Origin of the sequence: Arthrobacter sp. AFG7.2 (assembly GCF_002892835.1) — a bacterium.
GTDB lineage: Bacteria > Actinomycetota > Actinomycetes > Actinomycetales > Micrococcaceae > Arthrobacter.
Genome location: NZ_PJMB01000001.1, coordinates 75907 through 97095 on the forward strand (window position 1 = coordinate 75907; position 21189 = coordinate 97095).

Here is a 21189-nt window from a genome sequence, read left to right on the forward strand (position 1 = left end):
GGTCAGTCCTCTTCTTCCCATTCCGGGGTCATGTTGCGGGCAACCTGGATCTGGTCGTTGCTCACGCCGGCGGGCACCATCGGCCACACCATGGAGTTGGGGCTCACCACGAAGTCGATGACCACGGGGCGGTCGTTGATCTCCAGGGCTTTCTGGATGGTGGCGTCGATGTCCTCGTCACGTTCGCAGCGGAACGAAGCACAGCCGTAGGCCTCCCCCAGCTTGACGAAGTCCGGGATGCGGACAGTGTCATGGCCGGTGTTGAGGTCAGTGTTTGAGTACCGGCCCTCGTAGAAGAGGGTCTGCCACTGCCGGACCATGCCCAGCGAGGAGTTGTTGATAACGGCAACTTTGATGGGGATGTTGTTGATGGCGCAGGTGGCGAGTTCCTGGTTGGTCATCTGGAAGCAGCCGTCGCCGTCGATTGCCCACACCACGCGGTCCGGCTCACCGACCTTGGCGCCCATGGCGGCCGGAACCGCGTAGCCCATGGTGCCGGCGCCGCCCGAGTTCAGCCAGGCATGCGGGCGCTCGTACTTGATGAACTGTGCAGCCCACATCTGGTGCTGGCCCACTCCGGCAACATAAACGCCTTCGGGTCCGGTCAGCGCACCAATACGCTCGATGACGCGCTGCGGTGCGCTGAGTCCGTCATCCGGCTCCGTCCAGCCCAGCGGGTAGGTCTCCTTGAGATTGTTCAGGAAAGCCCACCAGGTGGTGAGATCCGGCGTTCCGGCAGCCTCGAACTGTGTTCGGACCGCTTCGGTGAGCTCGGGAATGATCTCCTTGACGGATCCCACGATCGGCACATCGGCGGTCCGGTTCTTGGAAATTTCGGCGGGGTCGATGTCAGCATGGATGACCTTTGCCATGGGAGCAAAAGTCTTGAGGACACCGGTCACGCGGTCATCAAAACGCGCGCCGAGGGTAATCAGGAGATCGGACTGCTGCAGGGCCGTCACGGCCGAAACGGTGCCGTGCATGCCGGGCATGCCCATGTGCTGCGGGTGGGAGTCCGGGAACGCGCCCTTCGCCATCAGCGTGGTGACAACGGGAGCACCGGTGGCCTCTGCGAGGGCAAGGAGTTCCTTGGAGGCATGCGCCTTCACCACGCCGCCGCCCACATACAGCACAGGCTTGCTGGCAGCGGCGATCAGCTTGGCAGCCTCGCGCACCTGCTTGTTGTGGCCGCGCGTGACCGGGCGGTAGCCGGGCAGGTCCACCTTGGGCGGCCAGGAGAAGGTCATCTGGCCAACCTGGGCATCCTTGGCGACGTCCACCAGGACGGGGCCGGGGCGCCCGGTGGAAGCCAGGTGGAAAGCTTCCGCCATGACGTGCGGGATGTCGTTGGGGTCGGTCACCAGGAAGGAGTGCTTGGTGATGGGCATGGTGATGCCCACGATGTCGGCTTCCTGGAAGGCATCGGTGCCAATGACTCCACTGGACACCTGGCCGGTGATGGCCACCAGCGGCACGGAGTCCATATGCGCATCCATGATGGCAGTAACGAGGTTGGTGGCACCGGGGCCTGAGGTGGCAATGCACACGCCCACCCGCCCCGTGACCATGGCGTAGCCTTGCGCGGCGTGGCCGGCTCCCTGTTCGTGACGGACCAGCACGTGGTTCATGCTGGAGGCCATCAAGGGGTCATAGGTGGGCAGGATTGCGCCACCGGGCAAACCGAAAATATCGTCGACGCCGAGTTCTTCGAGCGAGCGGACAATAGCTTGCGAGCCGGTCATCACCGTTGGGGGTACAACGGTGTTCGGCCCAAGGACAGGAGAGGCGGCAGCAAGATCAGCGACGACGACGGCCTGGTCAGCCGTCCGGTCGGCGCGTTCCGGAGCCTTGGTGGCTCCAGCGGACTTAGTAGCCATCAGCGAGGGGCTGATCGGCGATCCTTTGCTCATCGGACTCTTCCTTGTGGATCATCTGTGGTGCGTGGAAAGTGCAGGGAATAAAAAAACCCCTCAGCCTGGCGGCTCTTTGAGGGGTTTGCGCGTGACGGTTCGTTACCGGGGCTAAGGTGCCACGCGCCGGGTAAGGACGACGACTGCATCTGCAGCAGCGCAGCTGGTAACGAAGGTCATGCGTTCAGTTTTCCCTCTGGTGGGATACGTGTCAACGAGCCGCTCACCGATCTCACCATATGGACATCATTGTCCACCTTTTGATCCTTTCTATGGAAGGGATCAAATCTTTAGCGCATCACCTGGCCCGGAAGGGCTTAATAAGGGTGATGCCGCGGGGCCCCTTGCGTGGGGCGCTCAGCGCCCCACGCAAGGGAAAGGCATCACCCGCAGTAGGCGCCTGTGGACGCGCTGTGCACCAGCTTGGCGTACTTGGCCAGCACACCCTTGGTGTACCTGGCCGGCAGCGGCTCCCAGCCCACCTTGCGGGCTTCGAGCTCGGCCTCGTCCACCAGGAGGTCGAAGCTGCGGGCTGCGATGTCCACGCGGATCCGGTCACCGTCCTTGACGAAGGCGATGGGACCGCCGTCGACCGCTTCCGGGGCCACGTGGCCGATGCACAGGCCGGTGGTGCCGCCGGAGAAGCGCCCGTCGGTGAGGAGCAGGACGTCCTTGCCCAGCCCGGCACCTTTGATGGCACCGGTGATGGCGAGCATTTCGCGCATGCCCGGGCCGCCCTTGGGTCCTTCGTAGCGGATGACCACGACGTCGCCGGCGTGGATCTGGCCGTTGTCCAGCGCGTCGAGGGCACCCTGTTCGCGCTCGAAGACGCGGGCGGTGCCTTCGAAAACGTCGGCGTCGAAGCCTGCGCTCTTGACAACGGCGCCCTCGGGAGCCATCGAGCCGTGGAGGATGGTGATGCCGCCGGTCTTGTGGATGGGGTTATCCAGTGCGCGCAGGATCTTGCCGTCAAGATCCGGCGGGTTGATGGCCTCGAGGTTTTCGGCAACGGTCTTGCCGGTAACGGTGAGGCAGTCGCCGTGCAGCAGGCCGGCGTCGAGCAGTGCGCGCATGATGACGGGCACGCCGCCGATTTTGTCGACGTCCGTCATCACATAGCGGCCGAAAGGCTTCAGGTCACCGAGGTGCGGAATACGGTCGCCGATGCGGTTGAAGTCGTCGAGGGTCAGCTCGACCTCTGCCTCGCGGGCGATGGCCAGCAGGTGCAGCACGGCATTGGTGGAGCCGCCGAATGCCATGGTGACGGCGATGGCATTCTCGAAAGCCTTCTTGGTCATGATGTCGCGGGCGGTGATGCCCAGGCGCAGCAGGTTCACCACGGCTTCCCCGGACTTGCGGGCGAATTCATCACGACGGCGGTCTGCCGAGGGCGGCGCGGCGGAGCCGGGCAGGGACATGCCGAGCGCCTCCCCGATGCAGGCCATGGTGTTGGCCGTATACATTCCGCCGCAGGCTCCTTCGCCCGGGCAGATTGCCTTTTCAATGCGCGTCAGGTCTTCCATGCTCATCTTGCCGGCGGCGCAGGCGCCCACGGCCTCGAAGGCATCAATAAGGGTGACTTCCTTTTCGGAGCCGTCCTCGAGCTTGACCCAGCCGGGCATGATGGAGCCGGCGTAGAGGAACACGCTGGAGAGGTCCAGGCGGGCTGCCGCCATCAGCATGCCCGGCAAGGACTTGTCGCAGCCCGCCAGCAGCACAGACCCGTCGATGCGCTCCGCCTGCATGACGGTTTCCACCGAGTCGGCAATGACTTCGCGGGACACCAGGGAGAAGTGCATGCCCTCGTGACCCATGGAGATGCCGTCGGAGACGGAGATGGTGCCGAACTGCATGGGGAAGCCGCCACCCGCGTGAACGCCTTCCTTGGCGCCTTGGGCGAGCCGGTTCAGGGAAAGGTTGCAGGGAGTAATTTCGTTCCACGAACTTGCGACACCGACCTGGGGCTTGGCGAAGTCGTCATCCCCCATGCCGACCGCCCTGAACATGCCACGTGCCGGTGCAGCGTGGATTCCGTCGGTTACGACCCGGCTCCGGGGTTTGATGTCAGGCTTGTTGGCGGTTGCGATCTGGGTGTCACTCATAGGGGAAAGTCTATGGCTCCGGCGACGGCGGGAAGGACAGATCGGGGACCCTTGGGACGAAAATGCGGAAAATTTTCCTCAATATGTGGACGTTCATTTCATATAGTGAGACAAAGCCTGGCCCCGCCCGGCCTTGGTGTGGTGCCGCTCACGCCGGGCACTCCCCCATACGGCTGCACGACGCCCCGGCGCCAATCTGGACAGTTAAGGCCGCCGGACGTAGCGTCAGGGAAAAGACACCTTGCCATCCGGACTGAAGGGCTTGCCATGGATTTTGTTTTCTGGATCATTCTGATTGTTGTCGCCGTTGGTGTTGTGTGGTGGCTGCTGAAACGCAACAGTTCCGCCAAGGGATCCGGGGCTGCCGGCAGCGCGGAGGGCCGGAGACCGGACGGAGCCCTTTCGGGCGGCAGCGCTGCCGCGTCGGCAGAAGCTGCCGGAACCACGGGCATTGCCACCGCTGCAGGATTCGGCCGTCCTGCTGAACCTGCCGCGCCCACCACAGCAGACGAACATTCTGAGGCGAAAAGGGCAGCCCCGGAAGTATCACCGGCTCAGCCGGCCGACACCAGGGGCCCCGAAGGTCCGGGCGCCATCCAGTCGCCTGCATCAACAACCGGGGCACCAGGGGCGGAGCCGGCCCGGGAGGCGCCGGACATGGACGAACGCCGCCTTCGGGACGACGATGAGTGGGAAACCAAATGGTCGGAAGCCTCAGGCTCCTCCGCCGTTACCCCGGCAGGAAGCAGTGCCGGCGCATCCGGGACGGACACTCCCGCCCGCACGGCCGATGCAACCCCTGACAGTGCAGACCCAGGCCGTTCCGAGGAAGGCCGCCGCACACCGGAGCAGGGGGACCTCCATGCGGAGCCGGCAGCGCCGGCTGCGGCATCCCGCCCGGTCCACCACGCCGAATATACGGCTCCGCAGGCCCCGACCCTGCCCGGTGCCGAGTCGGCGGCAGTGGAGGAAGCTTACGACGCCGGCGGCGCGGCTCCCGGCCCCGCAGGCACCAACGCTGACAACCAGCCAGTCGCCGGCACCACGCAGTCGTCGCCGGGCACCGGCGTTGCGCCCGGGGATGCTGCCGCAGCCGAAACTGCTGACCGCACCCAATCCTCCGCCGTCGTCGAATCCGGCGCGGACCATTCCCGGCAGCCCCAAGCTGCTGCAGTGCACGAACCGGCAGGCCATCTGGCCGCCGACGAGCCGTACGGCGCAGGCTCAGCAGCCGCCTCAGCAGACGGCAGCGGTCCGGCCGGCTACACCGTGAAAGGTGATGCCGGTGCAATGGTCTACTACGAGGAGGGGCACCCCGGCTATGAAGAGGCCAGGGCCGAAGTCTGGTTTGAATCGGCGGCCCATGCTGAGGCGGCGGGTTTCCGCGCTCCGCGGCGGAGACGGCTCTAACGGCCCAAAGCGCTGCTGAGGTCCGGATGGGGCAGGCCTGGAGATCGCCGGTTCCACTGCCTGTCCGGGGTCCCTCCGGGCACAGCGGCTGTGGACGGTGCCGCTCGAAGGCAGAGAGGCCGGCACCGCTGTGGTCCATTTCACACGGGAGTACGGCCGGATCCGTGACGTCGCGCGCACCCCGGAGGGCGGGTTCTGGCTCCTGACCAACAACAAAAACCCTGATTTTGTGCTGGTTTTGCCCCCGCCACAGTGAGCGTCCCCCTCCCGCAGGCTTCGATTTCACATGGACAGAAAGTTCGTGTAGAGTTTCATGTCGTTGCGGAGGTCAACGGGGAAAGAAAAGCCCGCTGACCACAGCAAACAAGATGCACCTCTAGCTCAATTGGCAGAGCAATTGACTCTTAATCAATGGGTTCCGGGTTCAAGTCCCGGGGGGTGCACCATAGGGAAAACAGCCTCCGGCTCGCGGGAACGCGAACCGGAGGCTGTTTTGTTTGTGTGTTCATTGATTGCCGTCGCGCCGCCCGCGCAGGCGCTGTCCATACGTACTGAGTGGCGGGCAAGAAAAAAGGCGTGACCGCAGCCTGCGAAGGCTGTGATCACGCCGGGGCTGCAGCAAGGCAGCGCAGCAGGCGGTCAGGGGGTATTTTCCACCAGGGCCCCGCCGGGAGAGGTGGCGAACTGGCTGGCAAGTTCCCTGACCACTGCCTGGAGTTCCTGCCGCAGCAGGTCAGGGTCAATAGAGGCAGACGCAAGCACCGAGCGTTCCATTTCCACCGCGGCCGCCACGGCTTCCCTGCCCTGCTCGGTGAGCGACACAACATGGCTTCTGCGGTCCGAAGTGCTGCGGACCCGGACGATGTGTCCGTGCGACTCCAGCCGGCTGAGTGTCTTGCCCATGGTCTGTGCCTGGACCCGAACGTATTGGGCAAGCTGCGCTTGTGTCATGGGGCCTTGGGCATCGAGGACCTCGATGGCGATGACCCCGGCGTGGGTGAGGCCGATAGCGCCAAGTTTTTCGTTCCAGGAGTGTTCTACGAGGCGCGCGGCAGTGGACAAGAGGCGCCCCGTGGGCCAGTGATCCATATCAGGCATAGCAGCAAGTATAGCCAAGAGGGGATTAGCACTGGTCCGCACTGCTTACTAGGCTGGTGTGTCCCGGCTGCAAAAAGGAGAAAAACATTGGCTGAAAGACTCGTTACCGGAGACGACGCGCCCGGTTTCACGCTGCAGGACTCGTCAGGCGCAGACATCAGCCTGTCGCCCGGGCAAGGCCGCCACACCATCGTCTATTTCTACCCTGCAGCCGCAACACCGGGCTGCACGAAGGAGGCGTGCGACTTCCGTGACAATCTGGCGTCCCTCCAGTCGGCGGGTTACGACGTCCTGGGCATCTCCCCCGACCCGGTGGAGAAACTGGCAAAGTTTGCTGCCAAGGAAGAGCTGAGCTTCCCGTTGCTCTCCGACGGCGACCATGCAGTTGCTGAAGCCTACGGTGCCTGGGGCGAGAAGAAGAACTACGGCAAAACCTACGAGGGACTCATTCGCTCCACCATCGTGGTGGACCCGGAAGGGAAGGTTGCACTTGCCCAATACAACGTCCGGGCCACCGGCCATGTGGCTAAACTTCGGCGCGACCTGAACCTGGACGCCTGAGGGGTCGCAGCTGACCCGGGGTGCTGCCTTGGCGACGCTACAATGGACACTGGCATCCGCCGTCGGGCCCTTTTGCAGGGAGCGGCCGCAGGAAGCCCCGCGCGAGTGGTGAAATTGGCAGACACGCAGGATTTAGGTTCCTGTGCCTTCGGGCGTGGGGGTTCAAGTCCCCCCTTGCGCACTATGTAATCCCCCGGCAGCAGCCGGGGGATTACTGCATTTAAGCGGTGCCTCCAACTGTCCCGGGTACCGATTTTTGCAGGGCAGCCGAAAAACTCCAGGGAACTCACCCATCCACTTCCTGCACCCGGCCGAATACCCAGTGAGACACCAGCCAAGGGCAGGTGCCCACCAGCAAGATTCGAACAACGCCGTGAGACAGCACGTCCGTGGCGGGCAAAAGCCACCATTCCAAGGAGAACTGAAATGCAGACCACCAAGCGCACAACTTTCACCGTCGCAGGCGTTGCAGCAGCAGCTCTGTTCAGCCTCACCGCCTGTGGCGGCACAGCATCCACCACCAGCTCATCCGCCCCCGCAGATTCGCCCTCGGCCATGGCATCCAGCATGGCCCCTTCCCCCTCGGCCAGCTCTTCCGCCGGCGCCATGGATCCCGCGGCCAACCTGGTGGGTCCGGGGTGCGCCGGCTACGCCGAGCAGGTTCCCACGGGTGCGGGTTCAGTTGAGGGCATGGCCCTTGATCCCGTGGCTGTGGCAGCATCAAACAATCCCATCCTGACCACCCTGACCAGCGCCGTCTCCGGCAAGCTCAACCCCAAGGTGGACCTGGTGGACACCCTGAACGGCGGCGAATTCACTGTCTTCGCTCCGGTGGATGAGGCGTTCGCCAAAATCGATGCAGCCACCATCGAGACCCTGAAGACCGACGACGCGCTCCTGAGCAAGATCCTGACCTACCACGTGGTGCCCGGCCAGATCACTCCCGACATGATCGCCGGCACCCATGCCACTGTCCAGGGCGGTTCCGTTACCGTGGCGGGCAGCGGTGACGAGCTCAAGGTGGATGACGCCAACGTGATCTGCGGCGGCGTCAAGACCAAGAACGCAACCGTTTACCTGATCGACTCGGTACTGATGCCCAAGTAGCACCAGGCCGGCAGCATCACGGGTCCAGCCGGTTACGCGAAGCCGGGGGTCATCCACAGGGATGGCCCCCGGCTTCTGCCGCTGAACCGGCAGGCCGGCCGGTTCAGGTTCCTTCGGGTGCCGTCTACTAGACTGGGCTCCGGCGCGCACGCGGCGGCGCCGCGAATATCCAGAGGTGATCATCGAGTGCCCAGCAGTACATCGCGCCGGACAGTCATTAAAACCGGCGCAGTCCTCCTGGCCCTGGGCGTCACCTCGTGCACCGGTGTTCCGGCTCCCTCGCCGTCTTCCGGCCAGCCCAGCACAACGGCTGCCGCCGAGCCCGCCGCCACCTTCAATTTCGGAACCGCCGCCCAGCCGTTGGGGCTGGATCCGGCCCTTTCCAGTGACGTCGAGTCCCAGCGCATCACCCGCCAGATCCTCGAAGGACTGGTGGGCGTGGACCAGATCACGGGAAAGCCGACGCCGCTGCTGGCCACCGAGTGGAGCGAATCCGACGAAGGACGGTCCTACACCTTCAAGCTCCGGACGGATGTTGTGTTCCAGGACGGGACCGCGTTCAACGCTGACGCTGTGTGCACCAACTTCAACCGCTGGTTCGCCTTTTCCCCGGATTTGAGGCGGCAGGCACCCGGCAGCTCCTTCAAGGGGGTCTTTAAGGCCCACTCGGACGAGCCCGAACTGTCTATCTTCAAGAGCTGCACGGCCCTGGCGGCGGACACTGTGCGGATAGACCTGACCCAGCCTTTCACGGCCTTCCTGCAGGCCCTGACCCTGCCCGCGTTCGCCATGGCCTCCCCCGCAGCCCTGGCCGCCGGGACTGCCGATGTCCTGGACCAAAGCCGCAGCGGCCAGCCCGTCTCCGTCTTTGGGACCAGCCCGGTGGGAACGGGACCCTTCACCCTCGCCTCATGGGACGAGGGCAGCGTCACCCTGGCGGGCAACACGTCCTACTGGGGCGAACGTGGCCAGATTGCCACCATCAACTTCGTGGCCTACGACCACCCCCAGGCCCGCCTTCAGGCCCTGCTGGACGGCAGGATCGATGGCTACGATGCCGTGACGGTGGGCAACTTTGACCAGCTGGTCAAGCGAGGAAAGCAGATCGTCCAGCGGGACCCGTTCTCCGTCATGTACGTGGGTATCAACCAGGACATCCCCGTGCTCCAAAACCTGAAGGTCCGGCAGGCGATCGAAATGGCGATCGACAAGGACACCCTGATCCGACGGTTCTTCATCGACAACACGGCCAAAGCCACCCAGTTCGTCCCGCCGAAAATCAGCGGCTTTAACAACGATGCGCCGGAGCTTGGCCATGATCCGGCCAAGGCCAGGGAGTACCTCAAAGAGGGCGGCTACGCCGGTGAGGAGCTTAAGTTCTACTATCCGCTGAATGTCACGCGCCCCTACCTTCCCACTCCCGAGAAGGTCTACGCCGAGATCAGCCGGCAGCTCACCGCCGTCGGCTTCAACATCCAGCCGGTTCCGGTGGACTGGGCGGACGGGTACCTGCAGAAGGTGCAGTCCCCGGGCGACCATGCACTCCATCTCCTGGGATGGAATGGTTCCTACTCCGACGCCGACAATTTTGTGGGCCCCCTGTTCGGGGAGAAAAACGGGGAGTTCGGCTACCACGACCCCCAGGTCTTTTCGAAAATCAACCGTGGCCGGCGGCTTCCGGAAGGCCAGGAGCGGGATGAGCTGTATCACACGATCAACGCCCAGATCGCGGCCACTGTCCCCGCCGTCCCCGTGGCCTTTCCGATCTCCGCGCTGGCCCTGTCCGACCGTGTGGTCAGTTATCCGGCGTCGCCGGTCTTAAATGAAGTTTTCACGAAGGTGCAGCTAAAGCCTTGACGGACCCGTCCAATTTCAGTATGTCCGCTGCCCGGGGATATTCTGTGACAGCCAGAGCCGCTGCAATCGGAGACTGATCGTGACTTTCATTTCCAAGACCCCACATGCCGACGTCGTCCTGATTGGCGGCGGCATCATGAGCGCCACGCTGGGGGCATTCCTTAAGCAGCTGGAGCCGGACTGGACCATCTCCCTGTTCGAGCGGCTGGACCAGCCGGGCCTGGAGAGCTCCGACCCCTGGAACAATGCCGGAACCGGCCACGCCGCTCTCTGCGAGCTCAACTATTCCCCTGCAGCCAAAGACGGCTCAGTGGACCCCTCCAAGGCACTGCTGATCAACGAGCAGTTCCAGCTGTCCCGGCAGTTCTGGTCCCACCTGGTGGACCAGAACCTGATCGGCTCCCCCAAGGGCTTCATCAACACGGTGCCGCACATGAGCTTCGTCATCGGCGAGGACCACGCCCGCTTCCTGAAGACCCGTTACGAGGCGCTCAAGCCGCACACACTGTTCCGGAGCATGGAGTTCTCCGAGGACCACGCCCAGATTGCCAAGTGGGCGCCACTGATCGTGAAGGGGCGTGACCCGCAGCAGCGCATCGCCGCCACGCGCGCAGCCGAGGGGACCGACGTCGACTTCGGGGCCCTGACCCGCGAACTCACCTCTTACCTCGGCAACAACGGCGTCGAAATCAACTACGGCCATGACGTCACGGGGATCTCCAGGGCATCCGACGGCGGCTGGAACCTGTCGCTGAAGTACCCCAAGTCCGGGGAGCACAGCAAGATCCACGCCAAGTTCGTTTTCGTCGGCGCCGGCGGGGGCGCCCTGCACCTGCTGCAGGCGTCCGGCATCCCGGAAAGCAAGGGCTACGGCGGCTTCCCTGTTTCCGGCCAGTTCTTCCGCTGCACCGATGAGACCATTGCCGCCCAGCACAGCGCCAAGGTGTACGGCCAGGCCTCGGTGGGCGCTCCCCCCATGTCCGTGCCGCACCTCGACACCCGGTACGTCGGCGGCAAGCGTTCACTGCTGTTCGGCCCCTACGCCGGCTTCTCCACAAACTTCCTGAAGAACGGCTCCTACCTGGACCTTCCGCTGTCCATCAGGCCCGGCAATATCATCCCCATGCTGGCGGTGGCGAAGGACAACATGGACCTCACCGCGTACCTGGTGAAGGAAGTGGCCAAGAAGCACGCCGACAAGGTGGAGGCGCTGCGCGAGTACTACCCGGAGGCCAAAGACGGGGACTGGGAACTGATCACCGCCGGCCAGCGTGTACAGATCATCAAGAAAGATCCGCAGAAGGGCGGCATCCTCCAGTTTGGAACTGAAGTGATCGCCGGCCGTGACGGTTCCATCGGCGCGCTCCTGGGCGCATCCCCCGGGGCCTCCACTGCGGTACCGATCATGATCGAATTGCTGAAGAAGACCTTCCCCCGGAACTTCAAGGGCTGGCAGTCCAAGCTCAAAGACATGATGCCCGGCTACGGGGTCAAGTTGGACGAGAACCCGGACCTTGCCATCGAGCTGGAGAAGGCAACGGCCAAGTCGCTTCAGCTGGAGAGCGTTTCCGCCAGCCGCTGACCCTGAGGGGCCGGCGGCCGGCCCCGGCAGGGTCCGTATCCGTCACTCAATCCCACAGGAGATCATGCGATGTTCCGGCTGGCACAACTTTCACTGGCAAACCGGGCACTGATCGCACTGATCACCGTCTTCGCTTCCGTCTTCGGTGTTATCACCATGACGTCGCTGAAGCAGGAACTCATCCCCTCGATCGAGTTCCCGCAGATCACGGTGCTGACCGCCATGCCCGGCGCGTCTCCGGAAGTTGTGGACAAGCAGGTGAGCGGGCCGCTGGAAACAGCGCTCAACGGCGTGGAGGGGCTGGAATCCACCTCCTCCACGTCCCGCAACGGCGTCTCCCAGATCACCATGGTGTTCACCTACGGTGCGAACCTGGACCGGGCAAGGAACCAGATAGACCGCGCGATCTCCAACGCGAAGCGGTCCCTGCCCGAAGACGTCCAGCCCCAGGCGATTGCCGGAAGCATCAGCGACTTCCCCATCGTCTTCCTGGCCGTTTCCTCTGATAAAACGCTGAGCGGGCTTAATGCGGACCTCCAGCGGCTGAGCGTGCCCCGGCTGCAGAAGATCGACGGCGTCCGCGGCGCCGATGTGACAGGTGGCGCCTCCCAGCACATCGAGATCCTTCCGCGCCCCGAGGCCATGGCAAGGGCGGGGGCAAGCATCACCTCCATCCGGGACGCGCTCGCCAACAATGGCGCCCTTGTTCCGGCCGGCACGCTCGAAGAGCAGGGCAAAACCCTGTCACTGCAGATCGGCAGCCCTGTGGATTCCCTCGAGGCAATTGAGGCGTTGCCGCTGGCCGGCGCCAAGGACGCGGCAACCATTGGCAGCGTAGCGGACGTGTCGCTGAAGGACGACGAGCGGACATCCATCACAAGGACCAACGGTAAAGAAACGCTGGCTGTGTCCGTCACTAAAAAGCCTGAAGGCGACACGGTGGCCATTTCACATGCGGTGCGTGACACCCTGGATGAGCTTGAGGCCGAGCTGGGCTCCAATGCCAAGTTCACTCCAGTGTTCGATCAGGCGCCGTTCATTGAAAAGTCCATCAAGGACCTCACCACGGAGGGCCTGCTGGGCCTTGGCTTCGCCGTTGCGGTGATCCTGGTCTTCCTGATGTCTGCACGATCCACCCTGGTTACGGCGGTCTCCATCCCGCTCTCGCTCCTGATCACCTTTATCGGCCTGTCTGCCACCGGCTACTCCCTGAACATCCTGACCCTGGGTGCGCTCACCATCGCCATCGGCCGCGTGGTGGACGACTCCATCGTGGTGATCGAGAACATCAAGCGGCACCTGAGCTACGGCGAAGACAAGGTCACCGCGATCCTGACCGCCATCAGGGAGGTGGCAGGGGCCATCACGGCGTCCACCCTGACCACCGTTGCGGTTTTCCTCCCCATCGCTTTCGTTGGCGAGCTGGCGGGCGAGTTGTTCCGTCCGTTCGCGCTCACGGTGACCATGGCACTGCTCGCATCGCTGCTGGTCTCGCTGACCATCGTCCCGGTCCTGGCTTACTGGTTCCTGAAGAACACCGGCGCCCCGGCTGCTGGAGGTCCGGCAGGTTCTGCAGCTGCCCGCCGGAACGCGGACGAGGCCCGGCAAAAGGCGCTCGAAGCGGAACAGCGCAGCAGGCTGCAGCGCGGGTACCTGCCGATCCTCACCAGGACCCAGAAGCACCCTGTGGTCACGCTGGTTGCCGCCGTCCTGGTGCTGGGCGCCACGGCAGCCATGACGCCGCTGCTGGCAACCAATCTCCTGGGCAACTCCGGCCAGAACAGCCTCACCGTCCGGCAGGTGCTGCCGGCCGGCACCAGCCTTGCTGACACCAGCGCCGCAGCCATCCGGCTGGAGGAGGTGCTCCGCGGGATTGACGGAATCAAGGACGTCCAGGTGACGTCGGGCAACGCCCAGGCAGGGTTCGCTGCCCTGACCTCCTCGGGTTCATCCAACTCCACCTTTACCGTGGTGACGGACGAGAAGGCGGACCAGGAGCAGCTGCAGGAGACGGTGCGGAACCAACTGACCCAAGTGCCCGATTCCGGCAAGGTCTCGGTGGGGACCCAGCAGGGCGGCTTCGGCACATCGTCCACCGTGGACATCACCCTGAAGGCCGCGACCACCGCGGACCTCCAGGAAGCCAGCGACACGATGGTTTCGGCCATGACCGGGGTGCCCGGAACCAGCGAGGTAGTGACAAACCTTGCGGCCAGCCAGCCGGTGGTCCAGGTCCGGGTGGACAGGGCCAAAACGGCGGCGGCAGGGCTCAACGAGGAGCAGGTGGCCGGTGTCCTTGCGTCCACCATCAGCCCCATCCCGGCCGGAGAAGTCCGGATCGACACCAACGACTTCCCCGTCCAGATCGGCGAGGGCACCAGGTTCACCAGCATCGACGCCGTCCGGCGCATTCCGCTCCCGGCAGCAGGCGGCCCGGTGCCCCTGGGCAGCATCGCCTCCGTGGAGCAGGTGGACGTGCCTGTATCCATTACGGCCAGCAACGGCCAGCGCACCGCCCGGGTATCCGTCACGCCGTCGGGCTCCAACCTGGGTGCCGTCAACGCGGAAGTCCAGGAGCGGCTGGCGGACGTACAGCTGCCGCCGGGAGTCACCGCCGAAATCGGCGGCGCCACCACGCAGCAGCAGGAGTCCTTCCAGCAGCTGGGACTCGCACTGCTGGCAGCGATCGCCATCGTGTACGTGATCATGGTGGCCACCTTCAAATCCCTCATCCAGCCGCTGATCCTCCTGGTGTCCGTCCCGTTTGCAGCCACCGGCGCGGTGGCGCTGCTCCTGGTGACAGGTGTGCCCCTGGGGCTCCCCTCCCTGATCGGCATGCTCATGCTGGTGGGCATCGTGGTGACCAACGCCATCGTTCTCATTGACCTCATCAACCAATACCGTCTGCCCCGGGACGGACGGCCCGGCATGAACGTCGCTGATGCGATCACCCACGGCTCGCGCCAGCGCCTGCGCCCCATCCTGATGACCGCACTCGCAACCGTGTTCGCCCTGACGCCCATGGCCATGGGCCTCACCGGCGGCGGCGGCTTTATCTCGCAGCCGCTGGCGGTGGTGGTCATCGGCGGGCTCATATCCTCTACTGCCCTGACCCTGGTCCTGGTGCCGGTCCTGTACCGGCTGGTGGAGGGCCGGCGTGAAAAGAAGGCGCTGCTCCGGCAGCTGCAGGCACGCCCGGAATTCGGGGCCGGGACCGACGTGGACGAGGAATTCCGGGACTGGACCACCGGCATGGTCCCCAAGACCAGCGGCCGCCGCGCCGCCCCCGTCAGCCCGGAGTAGGCAACCCGGAATAATCCCCGGCGGGATGCGTTATACCCGGCGATAGATGCAAATGCATCTAATTAGGACTACACTGGGACCAAGCCCGGAGAGTCCAGGGAAGGGAAAGGCACATCATGCAGATCGGTGTTTTCAGCGTCAGCGACATCACCACGGACCCCACTACAGGTCGGACCCCCACCGAGAACGAACGCATCAAGGCGTCGGTGGCCATCGCCAAAAAGGTCGAGGAAATCGGGATGGACGTCTACGCCCTGGGCGAGCACCACAACCGGCCCTTCTTCTCCTCCTCCCCCACCACCACCCTTGCCTACATCGCGGCGCAGACGGAACGGATCACGCTCTCAACCGCCACCACGCTGATCACCACCAATGACCCGGTCAAAATCGCCGAGGACTTCGCCATGCTCCAGCATCTGGCGGACGGCCGGGTGGACCTGGTCCTGGGCCGCGGCAACACTGCTCCGGTCTACCCGTGGTTCGGCAAGAACATCCAGGACGGCGTGGAACTGGCCATCGAGAACTACAGCCTGCTCCGGAAGCTGTGGGACGAGGACACCGTGAACTGGTCCGGCAAGTTCCGGACCCCGCTGCAGAACTTCACGTCCACCCCGCGCCCGCTCGACGGCGTGGCCCCCTTCGTGTGGCACGGCTCCATCCGCACGCCGCAGATTGCCGAGGTGGCGGCCTACTTCGGGGATGGCTTCTTTGCCAACAACATCTTCTGGCCCAAGGAGCACTACCAGCAGCTGATCGGCCTCTACCGTGAGCGCTACGAGCACTACGGCCACGGCAAGGCGGACCAGGCAATCGTGGGCCTGGGCGGCCAGTTCTTCATGCGGAAGAACTCTCAGGACGCTGTCAAGGAGTTCCGGCCCTACTTCGACAACGCGCCGGTCTACGGTCACGGACCGTCCCTGGAGGACTTCACGTCGCAGACGCCGCTGACCGTGGGCAGTCCGCAGGAGGTCATTGAGAAGACCCTGACGTTCCGGGAGTACTTCGGCGATTACCAGCGGCAGCTCTTCCTGATCGACCATGCCGGCCTGCCGCTGAAGACCGTTTTGGAGCAGCTGGACCTCTTCGGCGAGGAAGTCCTGCCCGTCCTGCGTAAGGAATACGCGGCCCGGAAGCCGGCGCACGTTCCCGATCCGCCCACCCATGCCGGCCGGGTGGCTGCGCTGATGGCCGCCCAGGACGCGGAAAAGTCCGCCGCGGAGGCGTGATGGCCGGCAAGAGTCCAGAGTCGCCGGTCCGGCTGGCGGCGGAAACCTGGGAGTCGCTGTTCCGGGCCCAGGTGGCGGTCATGCGGAAGCTGCAGTCCGGCCCGGCCTTCCGGAAAATTCCGGTTAACGAGTACGACGTCCTGTTCACGCTGTCCAGGTGCCCGACGGGCTGGCTGCGCCTGAACGAACTCAACGACAATGTCCTGTTGAGCCAGTCCAGCCTCAGCCGGCTGGTGGAGCGCCTTGAGAAGCGAGGGCTCGTGGCGAGGATGCCGGCACCGGAGGATGGCCGCGGCGTGCTGCTGCAGCTGACGGACGAGGGGCGGGAACTCCAGAAGGAGATCGGCCGTGAGCATGTGCGTGATATCGCGGAGCTCGTGGGCCCGGCCTTGACGCCGGCCGAACAGAAAGAACTGACGAGGCTCACCAGCAAGCTGCGGAGTTCACTGGGACCGCGGCCGGCCAGGGAGGAAGCAGCCCGGCAGCAGGCCTAGCCCAGGGTCACCAGCCGGGCGGGGTCCTCGGCCGGCAGGGTGCCGTTGACTACCGCTGTGACCTGCATCTGCTCCAGTGTCAGGCTTCCCCCCACCGTGGATAGGAAGGCGGTGTCTGCTGAGTCCCGGCCGGCAGTGATCCGCAGCATCGATTCCCGCGGGGCCAGCCCCGTGGGATCGATCACGTGCCAGGCACCTTCCACGTAGGCCTCGGCCACGGCGTGGAAATCCATCGGGCTCAGGCCGGGGGCGTATACGGCGGCCAGGCGCGCGGGAATGTCCTTTGACCTCAACAGGGCGATGGCCAGGTGGGCGAAGTCCCGGCAGACGCCGCGGCGGCTGAGGAGGGTTTCCACTGCACCGTCCGTGCCGCGGGAGGAGCCGCTGATATACCGCAGTTCCCCGTTCACCCAGTTCCGCACGGCGTGCAGCAGTTTCCCGCCCTGGACTCCTTCGAATTCCGCGTATGCCGTTGGCAGGAGACGGTCCGATTCCGCGTAGCGGCTTGGCCGGACGTAGCGGATGCGGTCCGCCAGTGCAGCCTCCTCCGGGACCGCCTTTCCGCCCACTGTTGCCGAGTAGTCCACGGCCACTTCCGCGGGTTCGGTGAACTCCATGTAGTGGAGCCGCCCGCCGTGATGGTCCGGCACCTCCCTGAGCGGAACCTGCACTCCGCCGGCTGTGACGGACAGGCTTTCATCAAAGGAGGAATAGCCGTCATTCCGCGCCGCGGCTATGGCCATGGCCACCTTTGTGTTGGCGGTGGTCCTGAAAACCAGGCGTGCGGAAACAGTGCGTTCCATGACTCTCCGGGGGTGTCGGCAGGGAAGGTCGCCGCTTGTGCCGGCCGAAGGTGTGGGCCGGGAACGGGACTAGTTTTTGATCTCCAGAGACATTAGCATCCGCTGGACGTTGGCGAAGTCAGAGCTTTCGCGGACGTACCGGGCGGCCTGGCCCAGCGTGTCAAAGGCTTTGGCGGGCGCCACCTTCTCATCAGTCGCAAAAGCCCGGAGGGACACCAGGTCGCCAAAGGAATAGTCACCTTTGCCCGCCGGACCACGGACGATGTTGCGCAGTTCGCAGGCCTGTCCGTCGGCCCCGCCCACCACGTTCGTTATCCCGTAGGATCCGAAATACCGGTAGCCCTGGATGACCCGGAACACCGCCCGCGGCGGTATGGTTCCTTCCCCGCCCTCAGCCGAGAGCCCGACCGGCACGCTGCTGATCACCGTGTACGCCCGCCGGGCGGCCTCAGGGCAGTCAGCGGACGACGGCGGCAGTCCCGTCCGCAGTGCGGCCATGAAGGTGCCGTCGGGCTTCTTTACCTCGACTTTCAGCGCGCCGGGCAGGGCACCCTCCTCGGGTGGTACCGACTGCGCTATCCACGTCTCCGGCAGCTCAAAGCTCACAGTCTTTTCCGGATCGGAGAAGGTCTTCCAGGCCCCGGCCGTGGCTGCGGCCTGCGCTGTGGCGGTTCCGGATGCGCCAGGGGTGGCTGATGCTGATGCTGATGCTTCAGGGGAAGCAGCGGCGGTTGCCGGGGAGCTTGGGGCCCCGGGCTGCGCTGTCCATCCGGGACCGCTGTTAGAGGGTGCTGCGCAGCCGGCAAGGAGTGCGCCGGCGAGGAGCGCGGACGCAGTGGTCAGGATGGTCGATGGCGCCATGCATCTCATCCAGCCAGCCTAACCGGAGGGCCCAGTGGCGGGAGCCGGCGTCGTGCGGTGTTTCTCCGGCAGCGGGGACTAGGCTGGTGGCTATGGAAGCCCATCACGGCACGGCCGAAGAAGATTTGGCGGACATTTCCGCCGTCGACGTCGCCGACTGGCGGCTCCGGATTTTTGCCCTGTACGCCAACGTCCGCAAGCTCTCGGTGGAAGATCCGGCTGAAGCACATACCTACTGGCGCCATCAGCGCGACCTGATGTTCGCCACCCACCCCGCCTCCGCACTGTCGATGGCGGACAAAGGGCGCTTCTCCGGCCTCAAGACGGCGGACTACGATCCGATCTACCGTTTCCACGTCCCCCTGACGAAGGAGGGGGCCGGCCGGGAAATGAGCGTGGAAACCGGCACTGACGGGGTGGTGAACTTCGTCCGGCTGGGCACTTTCGACCTGCCCGAGATGGGGCAGCTCGCCGTGTGGAAGCTCAGGGGTTACGGCGGCGGCATCTTTGTGCCGTTCCGGGACGCGACGGCGGGCCAGCCCGGCGGAAGCTATGGCGCCGGCAGGTATCTGCTGGACACCATTAAGGGTGCCTTCCACGGCGTCAACGGGACCGGACCGGATGCCACCTTCGTCCTGGACTTCAACTTTGCCTACAACCCGTCGTGCGCCTACAACGAGGCCTGGGCGTGCCCCCTGCCGGGGCCTTCCAACCGGCTGGCCGTGGAGATTCCGGTCGGCGAACTCTACTGACGACGGCCGGCAGCAGTCCTCTCCCCTGCGCCTACCCAGGCCGGATGCCGAGCGCCCGCACGCTTTCCACGGCCTGCCGGAGAGCAGTGGCAGCCGCGGCCAGGTCCTCCGCAGTCACGGCTGAGTCAAAGCTGAACCGGACGGCCGTCTGGGCCACCCCGGGGTCGTAACCCAGTGCTGTAAGAACGGGCGACGGCGCGTCGGAGCCTGCTGCGCAGGCAGAACCGCTTGAGCAGACAACCCCTTGGCGCTCGACTTCCAGCAGCACGGACTCGCCACTGGTTCCGGGGAAACAAAAGGACGCCACCGATGGCAGCCGGCAGGAAGGATGGCCGGTGAGGACCGCTCCCGGCACGCCGGTGAGCACGGCGCTGATAAAGGTGTCCCGCAGGGCTGCCACCCGTCGTCGTTGTTCCTGCTGGCCTGCCTGGGTAAGCGTCAGCGCGGTGGCGATGCCGACAGCACCTGACACATTCTCCGTCCCGGATCTCCGGCCCCGTTCCTGGCCACCGCCGTGAAGGAGCGGCTCGAGCCTGGTCCGGCCCCGGACAAAGAGCACGCCGCATCCTTTGGGCGCCCCCAGCTTGTGGCCTGACACGCTCATGGCGTCGATGCCCAGCGCCTTGACGTCCAGCGGCAGCCATCCCGCGGCCTGGACGGCATCGGTGTGGAAAGGGATCCCCTGGTGGCGGGATATGGCGGCCAGTTCCGCGACAGGCTGGATGGTCCCCACTTCGTTGTTGGCGTACATGACGCTGACCAGCGCGGTCTCGGGCCGCAGGACTGCACGGAGGGCTTCCGGCGCCACCAGCCCTGTCCCGTCAACGGGCACCACATCCACCACAAACCCGTGGAAGCGCTCCAGGTACCGCGCCGATTCCTCAACGGCGGGATGTTCGACGGCGCTGATCACCACCCGGTTGAGCTGCGGGTTGGCAGCCTGCCGGGCCAGGGCGATGCCTTTGACCGCGAGGTTGTCTGCCTCGGTGCCGCCGGAGGTGAACGTCACTTCACCCGGCCGGCAGCCCAGCGCGGCCGCCACTGAGGCCCGCGCACCGGCCAGGGCAGCGGCAGCTGTTTCGCCCAGGCTGTGGTGGCTGGAGGGGTTGCCAAAATCACCGGTCAGGTACGGCCACATGGCTTCCAGCACCTCGCGGCGGACCCGGGTGGTGGCGGCAGCATCAAGGAAGATCACGGCTCAGCCCGCAGTCAGTTCCACGTCCAGGCCCAGGTCGAGGGCGGCCACAGTGTGGGTAAGGGCACCGACGGAAATGACATCCACACCGGTGGCAGCGATTCCGGCCACGGTGTTGAGGTTTACGTTGCCACTGGCTTCCACGCGTGCCCGTCCTGCAACCAGGGCAACGCCCTCCCTCAGCTCTTCCACCGTGAAGTTGTCCAGCATGATGGTGTCCACCCCGGCTGCCAGGACCGGTTCGATCTGGTCCATCCGGTCCACTTCGACTTCAAAGTGGGTGGTGTGCCCCAGCCGGCCCTTTGCCGCGAGGAGCAGTTCCGTCAGCCTGGCGGGATCCCCTCCGGTCATGACGGCCAGGTGGTTGTCCTTCGCCAGCACGGCATCGGACAAGCTGTACCGGTGATTGGCGCCTCCGCCGCACCGCACCGCAAACCGTTCCAGGATCCGCAGTCCCGGGGTGGTCTTCCGGGTGTCGGTGATCCGGGCCGGCGTGCCCTCCGTCAGCTGCACGAACTCTGCTGTCCTGGTGGCTATCGCGGACATCCGCTGGACCAGGTTCAGGGCCACCCGTTCGGCGAGCAGGACGGACCGTGCCCGCCCGCTGACCCGCGCAAGGTGCGTTCCGGCGTCGAACCTCTCGCCGTCCCCAAGCAGCAGTTCCACCTCGGTGCCGGGGTCCGCCAGCAGCATGGCGTCCCGGAAGACGGTGCCTCCACTGAAGACGCCTGCCACGCGGGCATTGAGGACAGCGGTGGCGCGGGCAGCGGCCGGAATGAGCAGCTGTGAGGTGATGTCCCCGCCCGGAGCATCCTCGGCGAAGGCGCGTTCCAGGATTTCCCTGACCGGCGCGGGCGGCAGGGTGAGGTCCGGATGCGCGCTGCCGGCGGCGGCAGGGGCAATCACAGTGTTTTCAGTCAGGAACATT

Annotated in this window: 17 protein-coding genes and 2 tRNA genes; 12 read left to right on the plus strand and 7 right to left on the minus strand. The window is 65.1% G+C overall.

The window, feature by feature from the left end:
• Positions 1-2: 2 nt before the first annotated feature.
• Complete coding sequence (locus CXX84_RS00370) at positions 3-1910, minus strand: acetolactate synthase large subunit (protein WP_102974766.1); 1908 nt, start codon at positions 1908-1910, stop codon at positions 3-5.
• A gap of 383 nt (positions 1911-2293) precedes the next feature.
• Positions 2294-4012: a dihydroxy-acid dehydratase gene (ilvD, locus tag CXX84_RS00375; RefSeq protein WP_102974767.1), complete on the minus strand. Its 1719-nt coding sequence runs from the start codon at positions 4010-4012 to the stop codon at positions 2294-2296.
• Between the two features lie 267 nt (positions 4013-4279).
• Between ilvD and CXX84_RS00380 the strand changes: the two genes are divergently transcribed.
• From CXX84_RS00380 to CXX84_RS00390, 3 genes are all read left to right on the plus strand, one after another.
• Positions 4280-5422, plus strand: a complete 1143-nt coding sequence (locus tag CXX84_RS00380; RefSeq protein WP_102974768.1) for a hypothetical protein — start codon at positions 4280-4282, stop codon at positions 5420-5422.
• 43 nt (positions 5423-5465) lie between these two features.
• Entirely contained in the window at positions 5466-5678 is a 213-nt protein-coding gene (locus CXX84_RS00385; protein ID WP_223252943.1) for a PQQ-dependent sugar dehydrogenase, read from the plus strand.
• A 114-nt stretch (positions 5679-5792) separates the two neighbouring features.
• Positions 5793-5868: transfer RNA gene (locus tag CXX84_RS00390), tRNA-Lys, on the plus strand.
• A gap of 193 nt (positions 5869-6061) precedes the next feature.
• Here the strand turns inward: CXX84_RS00390 and CXX84_RS00395 are convergent.
• On the minus strand, positions 6062-6511 hold the full coding sequence (locus tag CXX84_RS00395) for a MarR family winged helix-turn-helix transcriptional regulator (RefSeq protein WP_102974769.1): 450 nt from the start codon (positions 6509-6511) through the stop codon (positions 6062-6064).
• 96 nt (positions 6512-6607) lie between these two features.
• On the opposite strand from CXX84_RS00395, the gene bcp reads away from it, so the two are divergent.
• The 8 genes from bcp (at position 6608) to CXX84_RS00435 (ending at position 16650) form a co-directional block, all read left to right on the plus strand.
• Positions 6608-7081, plus strand: coding sequence for a thioredoxin-dependent thiol peroxidase (gene bcp / locus CXX84_RS00400; protein ID WP_102974770.1), 474 nt, complete (start codon positions 6608-6610; stop codon positions 7079-7081).
• A 99-nt stretch (positions 7082-7180) separates the two neighbouring features.
• A tRNA-Leu gene (locus CXX84_RS00405) sits at positions 7181-7262 on the plus strand.
• A gap of 245 nt (positions 7263-7507) precedes the next feature.
• Entirely contained in the window at positions 7508-8188 is a 681-nt protein-coding gene (locus CXX84_RS00410) for a fasciclin domain-containing protein (protein ID WP_102974771.1), read from the plus strand.
• 186 nt (positions 8189-8374) lie between these two features.
• On the plus strand, positions 8375-10045 hold the full coding sequence (locus tag CXX84_RS00415; protein WP_189337445.1) for an ABC transporter substrate-binding protein: 1671 nt from the start codon (positions 8375-8377) through the stop codon (positions 10043-10045).
• Between the two features lie 79 nt (positions 10046-10124).
• Complete coding sequence (locus CXX84_RS00420; protein ID WP_102974772.1) at positions 10125-11627, plus strand: malate:quinone oxidoreductase; 1503 nt, start codon at positions 10125-10127, stop codon at positions 11625-11627.
• A 69-nt stretch (positions 11628-11696) separates the two neighbouring features.
• Positions 11697-14930 (plus strand): efflux RND transporter permease subunit, encoded by a 3234-nt coding sequence (locus CXX84_RS00425; protein ID WP_102974773.1) that lies wholly within the window; start codon positions 11697-11699, stop codon positions 14928-14930.
• A gap of 116 nt (positions 14931-15046) precedes the next feature.
• Positions 15047-16156 (plus strand): LLM class flavin-dependent oxidoreductase, encoded by a 1110-nt coding sequence (locus CXX84_RS00430; protein ID WP_102974774.1) that lies wholly within the window; start codon positions 15047-15049, stop codon positions 16154-16156.
• The gene (locus CXX84_RS00435) at positions 16156-16650 is read left to right on the plus strand and encodes a MarR family winged helix-turn-helix transcriptional regulator (protein ID WP_102974775.1); all 495 of its coding nucleotides are present in this window, start codon (positions 16156-16158) and stop codon (positions 16648-16650) included. Before CXX84_RS00430 ends, CXX84_RS00435 begins: the two co-directional genes overlap by 1 nt.
• On the opposite strand, the gene CXX84_RS00440 is transcribed toward CXX84_RS00435, so the two are convergent.
• Positions 16647-17453 (minus strand): transglutaminase-like domain-containing protein, encoded by an 807-nt coding sequence (locus tag CXX84_RS00440; protein ID WP_102974776.1) that lies wholly within the window; start codon positions 17451-17453, stop codon positions 16647-16649. The genes CXX84_RS00435 and CXX84_RS00440 overlap by 4 nt on opposite strands.
• 69 nt (positions 17454-17522) lie before the next feature.
• Entirely contained in the window at positions 17523-18323 is an 801-nt protein-coding gene (locus CXX84_RS00445) for a hypothetical protein (protein WP_102974777.1), read from the minus strand.
• Positions 18324-18406: 83 nt separating this feature from the next.
• Between CXX84_RS00445 and CXX84_RS00450 the strand changes: the two genes are divergently transcribed.
• Positions 18407-19066: a DUF1684 domain-containing protein gene (locus tag CXX84_RS00450; protein WP_102974778.1), complete on the plus strand. Its 660-nt coding sequence runs from the start codon at positions 18407-18409 to the stop codon at positions 19064-19066.
• 31 nt (positions 19067-19097) lie between these two features.
• On the opposite strand, the gene CXX84_RS00455 is transcribed toward CXX84_RS00450, so the two are convergent.
• Positions 19098-20261 (minus strand): cysteine desulfurase family protein, encoded by a 1164-nt coding sequence (locus CXX84_RS00455; protein ID WP_102974779.1) that lies wholly within the window; start codon positions 20259-20261, stop codon positions 19098-19100.
• A gap of 3 nt (positions 20262-20264) precedes the next feature.
• On the minus strand, positions 20265-21188 hold the full coding sequence (gene nadC, locus CXX84_RS00460) for a carboxylating nicotinate-nucleotide diphosphorylase (protein ID WP_102974780.1): 924 nt from the start codon (positions 21186-21188) through the stop codon (positions 20265-20267).
• Position 21189 lies beyond the last annotated feature (1 nt).